Origin of the sequence: Coprococcus sp. AF16-5 (assembly GCF_003479365.1) — a bacterium.
In the GTDB taxonomy this organism is placed as follows: Bacteria; Bacillota; Clostridia; order Lachnospirales; family Lachnospiraceae; genus Coprococcus; species Coprococcus aceti.
Window position 1 is genome coordinate 970,878 of the sequence record NZ_QUGZ01000001.1, and the last position, 18,849, is coordinate 989,726.

Annotated in this window: 13 protein-coding genes; 3 read left to right on the forward strand and 10 right to left on the reverse strand. The window is 45.1% G+C overall.

Translation table 11 applies throughout. From position 1 onward, the window contains the following. Positions 1–24 precede the first annotated feature (24 nt). Entirely contained in the window at positions 25–1,254 is a 1,230-nt protein-coding gene (locus DWW70_RS04290) for a 6-phosphofructokinase (protein ID WP_055223744.1), read from the forward strand. Between the two features lie 90 nt (positions 1,255–1,344). Here DWW70_RS04290 and DWW70_RS04295 read toward each other — a convergent pair whose 3' ends face one another. The 3 genes from DWW70_RS04295 to DWW70_RS04305 form a co-directional block, all read right to left on the reverse strand. Beyond that, a complete protein-coding gene (locus DWW70_RS04295) occupies positions 1,345–2,910 on the reverse strand; it encodes a glutamate synthase subunit beta (protein WP_015533221.1) in 1,566 nt (521 codons plus the stop codon). Between the two features lie 2 nt (positions 2,911–2,912). Continuing rightward, on the reverse strand, positions 2,913–7,460 hold the full coding sequence (gene gltB, locus DWW70_RS04300; protein ID WP_118649275.1) for a glutamate synthase large subunit: 4,548 nt from the start codon (positions 7,458–7,460) through the stop codon (positions 2,913–2,915). 334 nt (positions 7,461–7,794) lie between these two features. Beyond that, positions 7,795–10,137 (reverse strand): LCP family glycopolymer transferase, encoded by a 2,343-nt coding sequence (locus DWW70_RS04305; protein ID WP_118649276.1) that lies wholly within the window; start codon positions 10,135–10,137, stop codon positions 7,795–7,797. A 204-nt stretch (positions 10,138–10,341) separates the two neighbouring features. On the opposite strand from DWW70_RS04305, the gene DWW70_RS04310 reads away from it, so the two are divergent. Further along, positions 10,342–11,070: a glycosyltransferase gene (locus DWW70_RS04310; RefSeq protein WP_117548611.1), complete on the forward strand. Its 729-nt coding sequence runs from the start codon at positions 10,342–10,344 to the stop codon at positions 11,068–11,070. Between the two features lie 63 nt (positions 11,071–11,133). Next, entirely contained in the window at positions 11,134–12,357 is a 1,224-nt protein-coding gene (locus DWW70_RS04315) for a UDPGP type 1 family protein (protein WP_118649277.1), read from the forward strand. A gap of 57 nt (positions 12,358–12,414) precedes the next feature. Here DWW70_RS04315 and DWW70_RS04320 read toward each other — a convergent pair whose 3' ends face one another. From DWW70_RS04320 to DWW70_RS04350, 7 genes are all read right to left on the reverse strand, one after another. Then, positions 12,415–12,627 carry a toxin-antitoxin system HicB family antitoxin gene (locus DWW70_RS04320; RefSeq protein WP_022217155.1) on the reverse strand — a complete coding sequence of 71 codons (213 nt, stop codon included), beginning with the start codon at positions 12,625–12,627 and terminating at the stop codon, positions 12,415–12,417. A gap of 30 nt (positions 12,628–12,657) precedes the next feature. Continuing rightward, positions 12,658–13,404 carry a glycosyltransferase family 2 protein gene (locus DWW70_RS04325; protein WP_022217156.1) on the reverse strand — a complete coding sequence of 249 codons (747 nt, stop codon included), beginning with the start codon at positions 13,402–13,404 and terminating at the stop codon, positions 12,658–12,660. Positions 13,405–13,435: 31 nt separating this feature from the next. After that, complete coding sequence (locus DWW70_RS04330) at positions 13,436–14,917, reverse strand: sugar transferase (RefSeq protein ID WP_118649278.1); 1,482 nt, start codon at positions 14,915–14,917, stop codon at positions 13,436–13,438. A gap of 2 nt (positions 14,918–14,919) precedes the next feature. Further along, positions 14,920–16,350 (reverse strand): Asp-tRNA(Asn)/Glu-tRNA(Gln) amidotransferase subunit GatB, encoded by a 1,431-nt coding sequence (gene gatB / locus DWW70_RS04335; RefSeq protein WP_022217158.1) that lies wholly within the window; start codon positions 16,348–16,350, stop codon positions 14,920–14,922. A 3-nt stretch (positions 16,351–16,353) separates the two neighbouring features. After that, positions 16,354–17,817 carry an Asp-tRNA(Asn)/Glu-tRNA(Gln) amidotransferase subunit GatA gene (gene gatA / locus DWW70_RS04340; RefSeq protein WP_199669317.1) on the reverse strand — a complete coding sequence of 488 codons (1,464 nt, stop codon included), beginning with the start codon at positions 17,815–17,817 and terminating at the stop codon, positions 16,354–16,356. A 22-nt stretch (positions 17,818–17,839) separates the two neighbouring features. Continuing rightward, on the reverse strand, positions 17,840–18,127 hold the full coding sequence (gene gatC / locus DWW70_RS04345) for an Asp-tRNA(Asn)/Glu-tRNA(Gln) amidotransferase subunit GatC (protein WP_015533226.1): 288 nt from the start codon (positions 18,125–18,127) through the stop codon (positions 17,840–17,842). Positions 18,128–18,385: 258 nt separating this feature from the next. After that, on the reverse strand, positions 18,386–18,760 hold the full coding sequence (locus DWW70_RS04350; protein WP_243017655.1) for a hypothetical protein: 375 nt from the start codon (positions 18,758–18,760) through the stop codon (positions 18,386–18,388). Positions 18,761–18,849: the final 89 nt, after the last annotated feature.

Here is an 18,849-nt window from a genome sequence, read left to right on the forward strand (position 1 = left end):
AACCTTTCAAAGGAGATTTACAAAATGAAAGATAACTGTATAGTAGCTCAGTCAGGAGGTCCTACCGTAGCGATAAATGCTTCGCTGGCAGGTGTCATAGACGGAGTTAAGAAAAGCAACAAATTCACCAGAGTTTACGGTGCAATTCACGGGATCCAGGGAGTGCTGGACAATAATTTCATAGATCTGTCCCTCATGGCCCTCTCAAAATTTCCTCTGGTAAATACTCTGGAGCTCTCCCCTGCAATGTACCTTGGCTCATGCAGATACAAGCTTCCTGATTTTGAGGTTGACTCAAAACCTTATGAGATAATATTTGACAGATTTGAGGAATATCAGGTTGCCGCATTCTTCTATATCGGCGGCAACGACTCTATGGATACAGTGGATAAACTCAGCAAATATGCAAAGAAGATCGGATCGGATGTGAAGATCGTCGGCATCCCTAAGACCATTGACAATGACCTGTGCCATACCGACCACACTCCGGGATTTGGCTCTGCAGCCAAGTATGTTGCATCCACCATGCTGGAGATTGCCCACGACACTTACATCTACCAGATACCAAGTGTTGTCATCGTGGAGATCATGGGCCGTGATGCAGGCTGGCTAACCGCTGCATCCTGTCTGGCAAGAAATGACTACAGTCCTGCTCCTCATCTCATATATCTTCCTGAGGTAGACTTCGATGAGGATCAGTTTATAGAGGACATCAAAAATGTATTAAAGACTTCAAGATGTGTCATCGTGGCCGTATCTGAGGGTATACATGATAAGGATGGCAACTACATCAGCGCAACTTCTGCTGTGGCAGACAAGTTCGGACATGCCCAGCTCAGCGGAACCGGCAAGGCTCTCGAGAGTCTTGTTAAGGACAGAATGGATATAAAGGTTCGTTCCATCGAGCTCAATGTCCTCCAGAGATGTGCAGCGCATATTTCCTCAAGGACAGATATCAACGAGTCATTTGCACTTGGTCAGGCTGCTGTAAAATACGCCGCCGAGGGAATGACTGCTGTTATGTCCACGATCAAGCGAGTTTCTAACGATCCATACCAGTGGATCATTGAACCTGAGAATGTATCTCTCATCGCCAACCAGGCTAAGACAATTCCGCTTGAGTGGATCACACCTGAGAAGAATGACGTCACACCTGAGATGGAAGCATATCTCAGACCTCTTATAATCGGCGAGGTTTCCCTTCAGTACAAGGATGGACTTCCTATGTACCTGCCGGTAAACCACCTGCTTTAAAGAATAAAATATCCCTAACACCTCAATATCTGTGGTATTAGGGATATTTTTTATAATTCACTCAGGGAACGAACCAAATACGTCTATCCTTTACTGTAGATTCGTGTATCCGAGCAGCAGCTCTTCTACTGCCATGGCGGCCTCGCGGCCTTCGCGGATGGCCCATACGACCAGTGACTGGCCTCTGTGCATGTCTCCGGCTACGAATACCTTTGGAACATTTGTTGTATATGAGTTTGGACATGGAGTCTTGACATTTGTTCTCTCGTTGAGTTCCACGCCAAAGCTCTCTGCCACATATGTCTGACATCCGAGGAATCCGGCTGCGATGAGTACCACATCACAGTCAACGATATACTCGCTTCCCTCTATCTCTGTCATAGTCATTCTTCCTGTCTCAGGATTCTTCTTCCAATCGAGCTTCACACACTTGGCTGCCTTGACATTTCCGTCCTTGTCCTTGATGAATTCCTTGACTGTAGTCTCATATATTCTAGGATCATGTCCGTATACTGCTATTGCCTCCTGCTGACCGTAGTCTGTCTTGCAGATCTTCGGCCATTCTGGCCATGGATTGTCTGGTGTTCTTGTATCAGGTGCCTTTGGCATCATCTCAAGCTGTGTAACGCTGACAGCGCCCTCACGGACTGCTGTTCCCACACAGTCATTTCCTGTATCACCACCACCGATGACGAGAACATTCTTGCCTTTACAGTTCACGAACTGCTTGTCAGCAAAGCCCGAATTTACAAGGCTCATTGTCGTAGTCTTGAGGAAATCAACAGCGAAGTAGATTCCCTTTGCATCCCTTCCAGGTGCTTTTATATCTCTTGGATTGGCTGCACCACAGGCAAGCACAACTGCGTCGTATTCCTTGAGCAGATCCTCAGCCTTCACATACTTGAGGTTCTTGTTCTTAAGATAACCTGTCATCTGATCATCCTTCGGACACACAGCCTTCGCAGATGCCTTTCCGGTTGCAACCTCTGTGTTCAGTACGAACTTTATTCCTCTCTTCTTCATGACATCTATTCTTCTGTCTATGATCTGCTTCTCAAGTTTCATGTTTGGGATACCATACATGAGAAGTCCACCCGGTCTGTCACTTCTCTCATACACAGTCACGTCGTGGCCTCTGCCGATCAGCTGGTCTGCCACGGCCAGTCCCGAAGGACCTGAACCTATGACTGCCACCTTCTTGCCTGAGTGAACCTTTGGCTGTTTATCATTTACAAGGTCATTTGCAAATGCATACTCTATGATGGCTCTCTCGTTCTCACGGACCGACACTGGATCACCGTTTAAGTTACAGGTACATGCCTTCTCACAGAGAGCCGGGCACACACGGCTTGTAAACTCAGGGAAACAGTTGGTCTTGCTGAGTCTTGCAAATGCCTGCTCAAGATTGTCGTTATAGAGCATATCATTCCACTCTGGGATCAGGTTGTTCAGCGGACAGCCCGATGTCATTCCGCATATGTTCATACCTGCCTGGCAGAATGGAACGCCACAGTCCATACATCTTGCAGCCTGCTTTCTCTGCTCATCACGGCTAAGCGGAGTGTGGAATTCATTGAAATTCTTGATTCTGTCCTTAGGAGCAAGCTCTGCGCTTGTCTTTCTCTCATATTCTAAAAATCCAGTTGGTTTTCCCATTCCTACTTACCTCCGTTCTTAACCTTGTAGAATGCTTCGATAGCTGCCTTCTCGCGGCTCAGGCCCTTCTCCTCAAATGCAACTATCATATTCATCATCTTCTTGTAATCCTTTGGTATGATCTTCTTGAACTTTGGAAGATATCCCTCAAAGTCCTCAAGAATCCTCTTGCCTATCTCTGAATTTGTATAATTTACATGATCCATGATGAGCTGCTTCAGCTCGCTCACCTCGTACTTGTCTGTCACAGCCTCTATGGATATCATCTCTTTGTTAAGTCTCTTGTACAGATCGTTGCCCATATCAAGTACATATGCGATACCACCGCTCATTCCGGCTGCAAAGTTCTTGCCTGTTGTTCCAAGAACTACTACTTTACCACCTGTCATGTACTCACATCCGTGATCGCCAACACCCTCAACGACCGCCGTGGCACCAGAGTTACGAACTGCAAATCTCTCGCCGGCAACACCGTTGATGAATGCCTTACCACTTGTGGCACCGTACAGTGCAACGTTTCCTATGATGATGTTATCCTCATGCTTGTACTTAACTGAACGAGGCGGATAAACTATCAGCTTACCACCTGACAGACCCTTGCCGAAGTAATCGTTGCTGTCGCCCACCAGTTCAAGTGTAAGTCCCTTTGGAATAAATGCTCCAAAGCTCTGTCCGCCGGCGCCGTTGCATTTGACGATGTATGTGTCCTCATCAAGTGACTCGCCGTACTTCTTTGTGATCTCTGAACCGAATATCGTTCCAACAGATCTGTCTGTGTTGACCACATCAAGCTCAACGCTCTTCTTCTGTCCCTTCTCAAGTGCAGGTCCAAGCTTCTTCATGAGAATTCTCATATCTACTGTCTTCTCAAGCTGGAAGTCATAGACATTCTTCTCGTGATACTTTACCTTGTTCTGTGGCATATCTATATAAGGATTGTTAATTATCTTATCAAGGATGACATTTCTCTCATCTGCTCTGTCGCTGCTCATGAGGAGATCTGAACGTCCAACCAGCTCATCGACTGTTCTGACGCCGAGCTTGCTCATGTACTCTCGAAGCTCCTCTGCTATGAACAGCATGAAGTTCTTCACGTACTCAGGCTTACCTCTGAATCTCTTTCTGAGTTCTGGGTTCTGAGTTGCTATTCCGACAGGACATGTGTCAAGGTTACATACCCTCATCATGACGCAACCCATTGTTACAAGCGGTGCTGTTGCAAATCCAAATTCCTCAGCTCCGAGCATTGCAGCTATCGCAACGTCACGGCCTGTCATCAGCTTACCGTCTGCCTCAAGGATGACCTTATTTCTGAGATCATTCATGATAAGTGTCTGATGTGTCTCTGCAAGTCCAAGCTCCCAAGGGAGTCCTGCGTAATGGATGGAGTTGTTAGGTGCTGCACCTGTTCCTCCGTCGTAACCTGAGATCAGGATGACCTGTGCTCCGGCCTTTGCAACACCGGCAGCTACTGTACCAACGCCAGCCTCAGACACAAGCTTTACTGATATTCTCGCATCACGGTTTGCATTCTTGCAGTCATAGATGAGCTGTGCAAGATCCTCTATCGAATAGATATCGTGATGTGGTGGTGGAGAGATAAGGCTTACCCCCGGTGTTGAAAGTCTTGTCTTTGCGATCCATGGATATACCTTTCCGCCAGGAAGATGTCCACCCTCACCAGGCTTTGCTCCCTGTGCCATCTTGATCTGTATCTCCTTGGCACTCACAAGATATCTCGATGTGACACCAAATCTTCCGGATGCAACCTGCTTGATGGCTGAGCATCTGTTCTTGCCATCCTTGCCGATCGTAAGTCTCTCTATCGACTCACCGCCCTCTCCTGAATTGGACTTGCCGCCCAACTCATTCATGGCGATTGCCATACACTCATGTGCCTCCTGTGATATACTTCCGTAACTCATGGCACCAGTCTTGAATCTCTTCACAATCTCGCTTGCAGGCTCGACCTCATCGAGTGGAACCGGCTTGTCAGCGAACTTGAAGTCCATGAGACCTCTCAGGTGGAATGGCTTCTGCTCATCGTGGAGCGCTGCTGTGTACTGCTTGAACAGCTTGTAATCGCCGCGCCTTGTAGACTCCTGAAGAAGATGTATAGTAACAGGATTGTACAGGTGCTCCTCCTTGCCGCTTCTGAACTTGTGTGCACCGATGCTTGTAAGGGCAAGGTTTGTGTTAAGTCCAAGCGGATCAAATGCTGATGAGTGAAGATCATCAACTGTCTTCTCAAGCTCCTTTATACCAGAACCACCAACACGGCTTACTGTATTTGTAAAGTATCTGTCCACAACGTCCTTTGAAAGACCGATACACTCAAATATCTGTGATCCCATGTATGACTGGATCGTTGATACACCCATCTTGGATGCGATCTTTACTATTCCGTGGCATATTGCACTGTTGTAATCATCGACAGCCGCATTGAAATCCTTGTTCAGCAGATGCGAATCTACCATCTGCTTGATCGTCTCTATTGCCAGATATGGATTGACTGCACATGCACCATATCCGAGAAGTGTTGCAAAGTGGTGAACATTTCTTGGATCAGCACTCTCAAGGATGATCGCAACCGCTGTTCTCTTCTTGGTTCTTACCAGGTGCTTCTGCATAGCTGATACTGCAAGGAGTGATGGTATTGCAACATGGTTCTCATCCACACCTCTGTCTGAGAGGATGAGGATATTTACACCGTCCCTGTAGAGCTTGTCGGCCTCGATAAACAGTCTGTCGAGAGCCTTCTCCATGGATGTGTTCTTATAATAAAGAATAGGAAGTGTCGCAACCTTAAGGCCAGGAACATTCATATTCTTGATCTTCAAAAGATCCGTATTTGTCAGTATTGGATGGTTGATCTTCAGCACATGACAGTTCTCCGGCTTCTCCTCGAGGATGTTTCCGTCCTTTCCGAGATATACCGATGTGGATGTGACAACTTCCTCTCTGATCGCATCGATAGGTGGGTTTGTAACCTGTGCAAATAACTGCTTGAAGAAGTTGAACAGTGGCTTGTGGCTGTTCGAGAGAACTGCAAGTGGTGTATCAGTACCCATGGCACTGATTGCCTCTGCACCTTTCTCTGCCATAGGATATATGGTATTCTTGAAATCCTCGTAGGTATATCCAAATGCCTTCTGAAGTCTTGCCCTCTCCTCGTCTGTATACTCCTGAACTCTGATATTCGGGATCTTCAGATCAGCGAGATGTACAAGATTGCTGTCTACCCACTCTCCGTAAGGCTTTGCAAGCGCGTATTTCTCCTTGATCTCCTCATCTGAGATAAGACGTCCGTTCACTGTATCTACCAGAAGCATCTTGCCAGGTCTGAGTCGGTCTTTCTTCACGATCTTGGATGGATCAACGTCCAGGACTCCGACCTCAGACGAAAGTACAAGGTAATCATCATCTGTGATATAGTATCTCGATGGTCTCAGTCCGTTTCTATCAAGAACTGCTCCCATGAGCTCACCGTCTGTGAATAATATAGAAGCAGGACCATCCCAAGGCTCCATCATGGTTGCGTAATACTGGTAGAAATCCTTCTTCTCCTGACTCATGGCTCTGTCGTTCTCCCATGGCTCAGGGATCGTGATCATGACTGCCATAGGAAGTGGTATTCCATTCAGTACAAGGAACTCAAGACAGTTGTCAAGTCTTGCTGAATCCGATCCATCCGGATCAAGAACAGGCATAACCTTGTACATCTCATCCTGCATGATGGTGGACTCCATGGTCTCCTCACGGGCGATCATCTTGTCCTCATTTCCTCTTATTGTATTGATCTCACCGTTGTGGCACAGGTATCTGTACGGATGAGCTCTGAGCCATGATGGCGTTGTATTCGTTGAGAATCTTGAATGAACAAGTCCTATGGCTGACTCATAGTCAGGATCCTGAAGGTCGTTGTAGAACATTCTGAGCTCACCGACGAGGAACATTCCTTTATATACTATAGTCTTGCTGGAAAGTGATGGAACATATGTGTCATCATTACTCTCCTCAAATATTCGTCTGACGAAGTAGAGCTTTCTGTCGAAGTCCATACCGGCCTTCACTGTCTCAGGTCTTCTGATGAATGCCTGCATGATGCATGGCATGACATCTATTGCCTTCTTGCCAAGGATTCCAGGTGTTGTAGGAACCTCTCTCCAGCAAATGAACTCCAGCCCTTCCTTCTCCACTATGACCTCAAACATTTTCATAGCCTGCTTGCGCGCCAGCTCCTTCTGTGGAAAGAAGAACATTCCTATTCCATAATCGCCTTCCTTTCCAAGGTCATATCCAAGCTCTGCTAAAGCCTTGGTGAAGAACTTATGTGATATCTGAAGGAGTATACCTACACCGTCTCCGGTCTTGCCCTCTGCGTCCTTTCCTGCTCTGTGCTCAAGATTCTCAACAATCTTGAGTGCATTGTTCACTGTGTCATGTGTCTTTATACCCTTGATATTGACAACGGCACCGATACCACAGTTATCGTGCTCAAAGCTTGGGTCGTATAATCCGGTATTCTCCGCTCTCTTATTCTCAATCATGTCCTGTTCCGTCCTTTCCATGTTTTTGTCATTCGCAACGATATTTTGCTTTTAGCTTTTGTTTCTCAAGTAAATATTGTTATTTTTGTATTTTTCTCAAGTCGTTTATCGTTTTTGATATATTACTACCATTTACACTGTTTGTAAACAACTTTTTTCAATAAATTATCTGACAGTTTTCGATTAAAAAACAATACTCTGTAATGTATATACAATTCTTTATGTTGTAGCCTTTCCTTAAGCATCGGATGTCTCATATCTCAATGTCTCCGATGCATAAAAAAAGGAAGCCCCATATCTGAAGCTTCCTTGCTTAATTATTATGTTTAGTTTTTTATTCCTCGACGATCATTCCCTTTGGAGGAGTTGTTATCGTCCTAAGATCTCCATCCTCGTCGCTTCCATCTGATATTCCATCACCCGGAGCCTCCGTCGTCACCTTGACCTTCTGTGCCTTAACACCTGATATGCTCTCTATATTGCTGCTTATCTGCTTTACTGTGCCTGATATGACGTATTTGTCAGCACCATACAGATATTCGTGTAATGCCTCCACATTGGATGCCATATCAGCAGCCACAAGGCAGTTACCCTTGTCCGAGAGTTCCTTTGCCTCATATGCAAATGGGAATCCTGCGGTATCTACAACCTTATATCCAGCCACATCCTTGACAAGAGCATGTATATCGTCCTTGTTAAGACTTGTTGATATACATTTAAATGAAACATCAACAAATGAATCAAGTGAACCTGTGTCTGCACTGAGCAGCTTGTCTATAACCTTCATGAGGACTATTCTCTGTCTCTCGGTTCTTGTTATATCTCCCTGGCCAGTGGATCGTATTCTTGAATATGCAACTGCCTGCTGTCCATCAAGAGTATACTCTCCTGCCTCAGTTATTCCTGATGAATATTTGCCTGACAGGCTTATCTGCTCTGCAAGGTTCTTATTGAAGTTGTTCACCTCTTCATCAACGACCTTGACATCAACGCCTCCAACAGCATCGATTATACTTGCCATTGCACTGAAATCAACTGCCACATAATCTGTGATATTCAGGTCGAGATTGGTATTCAGTGTGTTGATAGCTGTAACCGCACCGCCGAGCTGGTATGCGTAATTCACCTTCTGTGTGGTATCCATGGAACCGCTTGCTATCTCCATCAGAGTATCTCTGTATACAGATACAAGCTTGATCTCCTTGGTGCTCTCATTGATGCTCACTATCATTATACTGTCACTGTTAGTTCCTGAATTCATATTCGAATCTCTGGAATCCACTCCGTAGAGTGCAATGGCACGATATCCCTTGGTCGCATCCTTGACACCGTCATTGACAAGTATCTGATCTGCACTTATCTCATTGATATCCATCTCATTGTACTTCATTCTGGCATAATTCTTGACATATATTATACATATGAGTATAAACAGTGCAAGCAGGACAAAGAACGCTATCGCCCACACTCTTGTACTGATGTTAAGCTTCTTTCTCTCCGGATTGACAACCTTTGGATCAGCCTCATCGAGAAGATTCTCCCTGAAGAACTTTTCGCTGTCTGACTCCTCGTCCTCCTCAGGCTCTTCCTCATCATCCTCAAGCTCCTCTTCATCGAAGCCCAATGCTTTGCCTATGTCTCCAAGTCCCAGATCAGCCGTATCTGATTCCGAATAACTGAGCTTATCCTCATCAATATCATTCTCTATACGCTCAAGCTCATCCATGTCCAGCATGTCATCTGTTCTTCGGGATGATACTGTCGAAGCCTCTTCAACAGGCTCTGCCTCTGCAGCTTCCTCGACCTCATCGTCAAGGACAGGCTCCGTATTCTTCTCCAGAATATCTGCCGGCTCAGTCTTCTGTTCATGCTCTTCTACTGGCTGTGTGGCAGTTTCTACAACTTCCGCATCACTCTCCTGCGGCTCAGTGATCTTGTTATCTTCCTCAACAGGCTCTTCCTTTTTCTCAGCTTCTTTCATCTGCTGGCGGCGCTCAAGCTCCTGCTGAACCTTAAGCTTTCTTGCCTCTTCGCGGGCATTCTGCTCTCTCTCGAACTCCAGCCTCTCAACCTCAGCCTTTGCCTTTGCAACATTTCTCTGGGTGCGTTCCCACGCCTCACGTCTAAGCTCCTCATGTCTTGTCTGCACATCTGTCTCAATATTGTCAACTTCTCTGAGCAGATTGTCCACAGATGAGCTTCCTGTGCTCTGTATACTCCTGCGTGGTCTCTGGGCAGCTTTTGAAGGTCTCTGCACGGTACTCTGATTGCTCTGTGTCCTCGGTACAGTGCCCTGTGTCCTCTTCACCGGACCTCTGTCCACAGCTCTGTCTGCTACAGGCTGTCCGGTCTGTCTCTGCTTTGCCCGGGCCTCACTCTTCACTCTTCTTGCCCTGCTGTCCTCGTGATAATACTCGTCATAATCCTCTTCCGGCTTCACAGGTCTGGAAATATTCTTCTGAGGCTTCTTCTCCGGCTTCTTTTCCGGCTTCTTTTCCGGTCTCTTATCAGCCTTTCTCTCCGGCTCAGGATCACGTCTTTTTTCTTTCTTCTTTTTATCCCCGAACAACAATGATCCTATCAATCCACCATCATCAAGATAATCATCATCGTCATCCAGCCAATCCATGTCCTCATCGTACCTGGATCTCATTCCATTTTTCTTCTTATTATCCATTGGAACTCCTTTTTCAAATATCTAAAAATGTCGTTACCTCGCTCTATAATACATTATATTTTTTCCTTTTACAACATGTATTATATCTTAATTAGTATAAACACCTTCATATTAACACTATTTTATTTGACACATGATGTATAAAAAAGTATACTCGTATTAATAATGTCTAAATATCAATGCTTATTTTTTAAGGAGCAGGAAATGGATAATAACAATATTACTTTGTCGGTGGTTATGCCCGCCTACAATGAAGAACAGCACATCAAAGATAATCTTCTTGAGACTAGCCGAATACTCAGCCGTTTTCTTCATCGTTATGAAATAATCGCTGTGAATGACGGCAGCAAGGACTCCACAGGCAAACTTATTGCCGAGGCAGCCGAAATGGATTCTCATATTGTAGATACAGGATATGATGTCAATCAGGGAAAGGGACATGCTATCACAACCGGAATTGCCAAAGCTTCCGGCAAATATATAGCATTCCTTGATTCAGACCTTGAACTGAGTCCATCTCTTCTCAAGCCATTTATGAAGCAGATGAGGGACACCGGTTCTGACATAGTCATAGGATCAAAGCTTCACCCTGAATCCAAGCTTGATTATCCTCCTATTAGAAAAGTCATGAGCTACAGCTATTATATTATACTCAAAATGCTGTTTCATCTTGGTATCCATGACACCCAGACCGGTATAAAGCTTTTCAAAGCAGAAGTCATAAAGCCGATTGCCGAGAACCTTTCCATATCGGGCTATGCCTTTGATATTGAAATCCTTGTGGCTGCACACAGACAGGGATATTCGATATCCGAAGCTCCTATCGTCCTGAATTACAGCAGGGATGATGCAGCAGATGGAAGAAGGATCAAGATCAAGGACATTTGGAAGGTATTCACAGACACTATTGAGATCAAGAAGAAATATCATTAATTTAGGAATTATACACGGATAGAGAAAATAAATACAAACTACACATTTATTAAGGAGATTTTTATGAATTACGAAAACGCTTACAAGCTTCTCGAAGAAAAAGGACAGCTACACTTATTAAAGTATTATGATACTCTCAGCGAGGCTGAACAGGCAGCACTCCTGAACCAGATCAGTGAAATTGATTTCTCACTTATCGATATGATCGGACACAATTCATCAGGAAGTGATTCTGATATCGCTCCCGTTGCAGCTCTCCAGATGGACAGCATTGCAGAAAAATATGATATATACAAGAACGCAGGCCTTGAAGCCATCAAAGCTGGCGATCTGGCACTGGTCCTCCTGGCAGGTGGTCAGGGCACCCGTCTTGGATTCTCCGGTCCTAAGGGAACCTTCAACGTCGGTGTCACCAAGGATATGTTTATATTCCAGCTTCTCATCGAGCACACCCTCGATATTGTGAAGATGGCAGATACCTGGATCCATTTTTTCATCATGACCAATGAGAAGAACCACGATGACACAACATCATTCTTCAAAGAGCATGACTACTTCGGTTACAATCCTGAATATGTTCATTTCTTTAAACAGGAAATGGTTCCTTCAGTGGACTTCAACGGCAAGATATATCTCGAGGAGAAGGGAAAGGTTGCCATGTCTCCTAACGGCAACGGTGGATGGTTCTCATCCCTCTGCAAGGCAGGCCACCTCGACAAGCTCACGAAATACGGAATCAAGTATATAAATGTATTCTCAGTTGACAATGTACTTCAGAGAATCGCAGACCCAGTATTCCTCGGAGCAGTTCTCACAAAGGGCTTCCTCTCCGGCGGAAAGGTTGTCAAAAAAGCATACCCGGACGAGAAGGTTGGCGTCCTGTGTACTAACCACGGAAAGCCATATATCGTCGAGTATTATGAACTCACAGATGCCATGCGTGATGAGCGCGATGCCAACGGCGATTACGCTTACAACTATGGAGTTACATTAAACTATATTTTCCCGGTTGACAGACTGATGAAGATCATGAATGAAAGTATGCCTCTCCACATCGTCAAGAAGGCTATCCCTTATGTCGGTGAGGATGGAGAGATCGTCAAGCCATCAGAGCCAAACGGCTACAAATTTGAGACACTGGCTCTCGATATGATCGCTTATATGGGAACATGTCTTCCATTTGAGGTCGACAGAGAGAAGGAATTTGCTCCTATAAAGAATGCTACAGGAAATGATTCTATAGACTCAGCCAGAGAGCTTCTCAAAAAGAACGGCTACACACTTTAATCCATGAATATATAACAAAATAACAGGTCGATGGTATATGCCATCGACCTGTTATTTTTATTCTGCCTCATTCTTCTGCTGTTTTTCTTTTTCTCTTCGGAATATCTCATCTATCGCTTCCCTGACAAGCTCTGACATAGATACCTGTCGCACCGCCGCACATTCACTGAGCTTCCGATGAGTATCTGTATCTATCCTAAGTCTCAGGATCGTATCTTTTCTCTTTTCCGTCGGCCTTCCCGGGCCTCTCTTCTTATTGCCATCCGTCATTTCTTTTCTCCGCCATATAATTTATTCCTATCAGAACAGATATTTTACAACACCATTTACCGCATAACACATGAAGTAAAAGCAGCTTCTTATAACTCCATATCCAACTTTTCTGTATACGGCAAATGTCTTTTTTGCAGACGACAGTTTTGAACCAGACTTACTGTTTCTCATCTGCCTGTATAATAGCAACGGCTCATTTATCGCAACCGAGCTTCCGTATTCCTTCAGTATCTGCAACCAGCAAATATAATCCTCATGGATATCGTCGTTGCCCATCGGATATCTGAGTGCAACCTGTCTGTCCATCACAACCGATGAACAATTGATCACATTTCCTCTGAGCAGCATCTTATAGGTGACCTTTTCAGGAACTCCGATCACTTTTCCCGTTCTGGATCCGTCTTCGTTCACAAGCTCCCTGGCCGTAGAACACAGAACCGCACCTGTCTGCTCCATCAGCTTCAACTGTTTAGCCAGTTTATCAGGCTGCCACTGATCATCCGAATCTATAAATGCAACGTATCTGCAAGTTGCAGCCGCAACCCCGCGGTTACGCGAAGCTGCAACTCCCATATTTTTTTCATTTCTGATGATATTCACACGGTCATCTTCCGCGTATCCATCAAGTGCTCCTGTCAGATCATCCGTCGAACAGTCATCAACTATTATGACCTCCACAGGAATCCCCTGCTTCATAACTGAATCCACCGCAGAATAAATGGTTCTGCTGCTGTTATACGCCGGAATTATCACCGATACTTTTTCTCCAGTCATCACACACACCTACATCGATATATATCGCTTATTATTTATCTGTTTTCTGCACAGTCTTTCCGAGGTCATAGAATGCATCCTCAGACTCATCAAGCCCTTCCGGCTTCACATTTACAGGTGAAGGTATCTGTACCTTCTCGCCATCCCTGAGTGCCGTGGTCATATTTGATGCGATTCCCTCTGATGTCTCCTTCTGGAACATGATCTTTACCGTCAGGAGCATCAGCTTGAGATCAAGCCATATTGAATACTGCTCATAATAGGTAAGATCCAGCTTAACCTTATCTCTAGGGGTTGTGTTGTATTTGCCGTAAACCTGTGCATATCCCGTAAGTCCGGCCTTCATCTTGAGTCTGTAGTCAAACTCAGGGAATGTCTTCTTATAAAGCTCGGCGATCTCCGGTCTCTCAGGTCTCGGTCCGACAAGTGACATATCACCCTTGAGTACGTTGAAAAGCTGTGGCAGTTCATCAAGATGCAGCTTTCTGAGCCATTTTCCCACAGGGGTTATTCTGTCATCATCCTTCTTTGCAAGCTGTGCTCCACCTGCCTCGGAGTCCATCTTCATACTTCTGAACTTGATGATCTTGAACACCTTGCCATTCAGTGTCAGTCTGTCCTGCTTGTAGAATACCGGTCCTCTGTCATACAGCCATATCGCAAGTGCTGATATGAGCATAAATGGTGAAGCTATGACAAGCAGTATAAATCCACATATAACATCCATGATCCTCTTAATGATCATATCGTCACCGGTAAGTCCCTGATTTCGTGATAAGAGGATAGGCGTATCGAACAAATGAATAGGCTCAGCTCCTAATATGATTATGTCGGAAAGCTTTGGCACAACATACGATCTGATGGAGTGTTCAAAACAATACTTCACAAGCTCATTTCTTATATAAGCCTTTGTCTCGCAAATGATTACTCCATCGTACTGGAGTATCTTCTCCTTGATCGCCTGCTCGCCCTCGCTGACATGTATTCTGTCTTCTATTACATACTTGTCCTTACGGGCATTGATCTTGTCTATGAACTCTATCGGAGTCTTATATCCATATACCAGCAGCAGATGCCTTGGCGGATACATCTTCGCATACAAAAATCTACACGCAAATATCCAAATCAATATCACTATCGCTTCAAGCCCGGTTACCTTTAACAATGGTACCGGATTTACATAGTCACGACAGATTATACAGAGCTGCAGGTAACCAACTACATTGGCACACACGAGAGCCAGCAGCTGTGAGTAAACTATATCAAGCAGTCTGAAGAATCCGACTCTGTAACCACCATAAAGCTTGGTGAAAAGTATGATGATTATTCCATACATTCCGATAACTGCCCAGTTTCCTCTTCTCCAGAACGGAAGCGTAAGCGTTACCTCATAGTCCCGGTACCACATGAGTCCAAACAGCACCAGCTCCACAGCGATGAGTACACAGGCCTCACCCACTGTTATGAGACGTTTGTATCTGTCCCTCTTTCTAACTCTTCTGTTTTCTTCCATATTTATAGCATCTCCCTAAGCATCTTGTTGACAGATCCAGGATCTGCTTTACCCTTCATAGCTTTCATAACCTGTCCGACAAGTGCTCCGAGAGCCTTCTCCTTGCCGCCTCTGTAATCATCAACAGCCTTTGGATTGTTATCTATGGCTACCTGACATGCCTCCTTAAGTGCATTGTCATCCTGAACAGTTGCAAGTCCGTTATCCTTGACATACTTCTCAGGATCTATATTATCTGCAAATATCTTTTCGAACACTTCCTTTGCAACACCGCCATTGATAACCCTGTCATCAACAAGCTTGATGAGCTTCGCAAGATTCTCCGCTGAAAACTTCAGGTCTTCCGCATCAACACTGTTCTCCTTCATCAGTCTCATGGTCTCTCCCATGATCCAGTTGGAAACCTTCTTTGCAGGTGCTCCCAGTGCAATCGCGTCCTCAAACAGATCTGCCAGCTTCTTGGAGGCCGTGATGATGTCTATATCATAGTCAGGAATCGCATATTCCTCTTTGTATCTTATCTTCTTCTCGTCTCTGAACTCAGGCTGTGCATCCCTTACCTGCTGGAGCCACTCATCGCTGATGTGGATAGGTACAAGGTCAGGATCAGGGAAATATCTGTAATCCTGTGCATCCTCCTTGGATCTCATAGGATATGAATACTCCTTAGTATCATCCCATCTTCTTGTCTCCTGGACAACATTTTCACCAGACTCGATGAGATCGATCTGTCTCTCTCTCTCATTCTCTATGGCTCTGGCAATGGCCTTGAATGAGTTCAGGTTCTTGGTCTCTGTACGTGTGCCAAACTCCTCTGAGCCAACCTCTCTGATCGAAAGATTGACATCAGCACGCATGGATCCCTCATTCAGCTTACAGTCTGAAGCTCCGAGATACTGTATCGTCTCCCTGAGCTTTTCAAGATATGCTATTACATCCTCCGCAGATCTCATGTCAGGCTCAGATACTATCTCTATAAGAGGCACACCTGAACGGTTGAAATCCACAAGTGAGCTGTCTGTATATGGATCATGGACAAGCTTACCTGCATCCTCCTCCATATGTATCTCATGGATCCTCACATATTTCTTAACTCCGTCAACCTCTATCTCAACCTTACCATCCCTGCATATTGGATAGTAGAGCTGTGATATCTGGTAGTTCTGTGGGTTGTCCGGATAGAAATAGTTCTTTCTGTCAAACTTACAGTTCTGTGTGATCGTACAGTTGGTTGCAAGACCGACCGCAATCGCTTTATTTACAACCTCTTTGTTAAGTACCGGAAGTGAGCCCGGCATTCCTGTACATACAGGACATGTATGTGTATTAGGAGCTCCTCCAAATGCTGTGCTGCAGCCGCAGAATATCTTTGTCTTGGTCGCAAGCTCTACATGGACCTCAAGTCCGATGACTGTCTCATATGTCTTTGCCATCTCTTACAGCCCCCTTTCTGAAACCTGTGCAGGTCTCTTGTACTCTCTAGTCTGCTCAAATGCATATGCAGCTCTGATAATAGTCTTCTCGTCAAATGCATCTCCAACCATCTGCACACCTATAGGCATTCCATCCTTGTCAGTTCCACATGGAAGTGATATTCCCGGAAGTCCTGCAAGATTTACAGGGACTGTGTACACATCTCCCAGATACATCTTGATAGGATCTGAGAGTGACTCTCCCATCTTCAGTGCTGTTGTAGGTGCAACAGGTCCGAGAATGATATCATACTTCTCAAACGCCTTGTCATACGCCTGTTTGATGAGAGCCTTTGCCTTGAGGGCCTTTACATAATATGCATCGTAATAACCTGAACTCAGCACAAATGAACCGAGCATGATTCTTCTCTTGACCTCAGGGCCAAATCCTTCTGAACGGCTCTTCTTGTACATGTTGTGAAGATCTGTGTACTCTGGTGTTCTGTAACCATATTTTACACCGTCGAATCTCTCAAGATTAGAGCTTGCCTCTGCTGATGCTATAATATAGTACGCAGGGATAGCATACTCAACCATACCGAGATCAAACTCCTCAACTATTGCACCCTTTGCCTTGAGCGCCTCAGCAACACCATATATAGCTTCCTTTATCTCAGGCTCAAGTCCCTCTGTGAAATAATCTCTCGGAAGTCCGATCTTAAGCCCCTTCACATCATCCACAAGTGCACTTGTGAAATCATTGTCATCTCTGTTCACTGATGTTGAGTCCTTCTTGTCATACTGTGATATGATCTCAAGGATCGTTGCACAGTCCTCAACATTCTTCGCAAGTGGTCCGATCTGGTCAAGTGATGAACCGTATGCTATAAGTCCGTATCTTGACACTCTTCCATAGGTTGGCTTGATTCCGGTAACACCGCAGAATGAAGCCGGCTGTCTGATAGATCCACCGGTATCTGAACCGAGGGCGCATGGTACCTCCTCACCGGCAACTGCTGCCGCTGATCCACCTGATGAACCGCCTGGGACTCTATCTGTATCCCATGGATTTCTTGTCTCGCCGAAATATGATGTCTCCGTTGTGCTTCCCATGGCAAACTCATCCATATTGGTATGCCCTACTATGACCGCTCCTGCTTCCTTGAGCTTTACAACGGCCTCAGCAGTATATGTCGGAACAAAATTTGACAGAATCTTGGATGAACAGCTTGTCTGCACACCCTCCTGGCACATATTGTCCTTTATTGCTATCGGCACTCCTGCAAGAGGACCGCTAAGCTCTCCTGCATCTATCTTCTTCTGCACTTCCTCAGCCTGGGCAAGTGCTCCTTCACGATCAACCGTGACAAAACTATTGTAATCTTTCTCGCACGCCTCGATGCTGTCAAGACAGGCCTGTGTCGCTTCAACTACGCTCACCTGTCCATCTTTAATAGCTTTTCCCAGCTCTACAGCCGTCATACCCATTAAATTCACTTCAGCCTACCTCCTAGTCAAATGTCTTTGGCACCTTGTAGCATCCGTCCTTCTGCTCAGGTGCATTCTTCAGCATGTTCTCTCTGTCGTCTCCATTTACGACAACGTCCTCACGGAACACATTGTTGTATGGGAATGTATGGCTCATAGCCTCCACACCATCTGTATTAAGTTCATTCAGTTTGCTGACATAATCAAGCATGTCTGACATATCCTTCTTTGCCTGCTCCTTCTCCTCAGGGGAGAGCTCAAGCTTAGCAAGGATTCCAACATAATCAATTGTCTCATCAGTTATCGTCATGTTCTTGTTCTCCTATCTTTAATGAGCAAAAATAAAGAATGTGCCTTCTTATTATTCTGTGTCAAATAATGTAAACACATTCTCCCGCCATGGTATTTTGTACCACAAAATTCCTCTAAAATATATCACATTCCAGGATATTATGCAAGACTATGGGCATTTTTACCTGTATTACGCAAAACACCGCCATGTAAAACGCTGCATACATGGCGGTGCTGTAACTCTATTTAAATTATATACAGTACTAACTGTATTTTACTAATGTCTCCCTGGCCTGACTATCTCCTGAACACGACCAAGCTGTAGCCCAGCTCTATGTCCTATTTCAATTGTCGTTGGCTCTTCATCCGGGAAATTATTTCCCGGTACTCTGTGAAACTCTCCGCCATTTGAGAATACTTCACTCACCACACAACCATCCCAGTTGTGTCCGAGATTTACCGCCGCCTCTAGAGCTATCACTGTTCCTGCATCCGACACACAGCCACACATCCGTTCCGCATTTTCAAAGTAGAATTTCTCATATACTCCATACGAATTTCTGAGTCCCGAGTTGGAATTTGCACTGAGTGTCTTTGTGATAAAGTTACTGTGAAGATGTGTCTGTGCATACAGTGTGTCAAAACATATCACACCAAAGTCCCCCATTAGCTCCGTTGCAGAGCTGCTTTGCAGCATATAACTGCTATGAGCTGCATATTCTGAATGCACATCCTATTATC

Coding starts and splice junctions, on each gene's coding strand:
- DWW70_RS04290 (WP_055223744.1), top strand. CDS start 25: ATGAAAGATAACTGTATAGTAGCTCAGTCAGGAGGTCCTACCGTAGCG.
- DWW70_RS04295 (WP_015533221.1), bottom strand. CDS start 2,910: ATGGGAAAACCAACTGGATTTTTAGAATATGAGAGAAAGACAAGCGCA.
- gltB (WP_118649275.1), bottom strand. CDS start 7,460: ATGATTGAGAATAAGAGAGCGGAGAATACCGGATTATACGACCCAAGC.
- DWW70_RS04305 (WP_118649276.1), bottom strand. CDS start 10,137: ATGGATAATAAGAAGAAAAATGGAATGAGATCCAGGTACGATGAGGAC.
- DWW70_RS04310 (WP_117548611.1), top strand. CDS start 10,342: ATGGATAATAACAATATTACTTTGTCGGTGGTTATGCCCGCCTACAAT.
- DWW70_RS04315 (WP_118649277.1), top strand. CDS start 11,134: ATGAATTACGAAAACGCTTACAAGCTTCTCGAAGAAAAAGGACAGCTA.
- DWW70_RS04320 (WP_022217155.1), bottom strand. CDS start 12,627: ATGACGGATGGCAATAAGAAGAGAGGCCCGGGAAGGCCGACGGAAAAG.
- DWW70_RS04325 (WP_022217156.1), bottom strand. CDS start 13,404: ATGACTGGAGAAAAAGTATCGGTGATAATTCCGGCGTATAACAGCAGC.
- DWW70_RS04330 (WP_118649278.1), bottom strand. CDS start 14,917: ATGGAAGAAAACAGAAGAGTTAGAAAGAGGGACAGATACAAACGTCTC.
- gatB (WP_022217158.1), bottom strand. CDS start 16,350: ATGGCAAAGACATATGAGACAGTCATCGGACTTGAGGTCCATGTAGAG.
- gatA (WP_199669317.1), bottom strand. CDS start 17,817: ATGGGTATGACGGCTGTAGAGCTGGGAAAAGCTATTAAAGATGGACAG.
- gatC (WP_015533226.1), bottom strand. CDS start 18,127: ATGACGATAACTGATGAGACAATTGATTATGTTGGAATCCTTGCTAAG.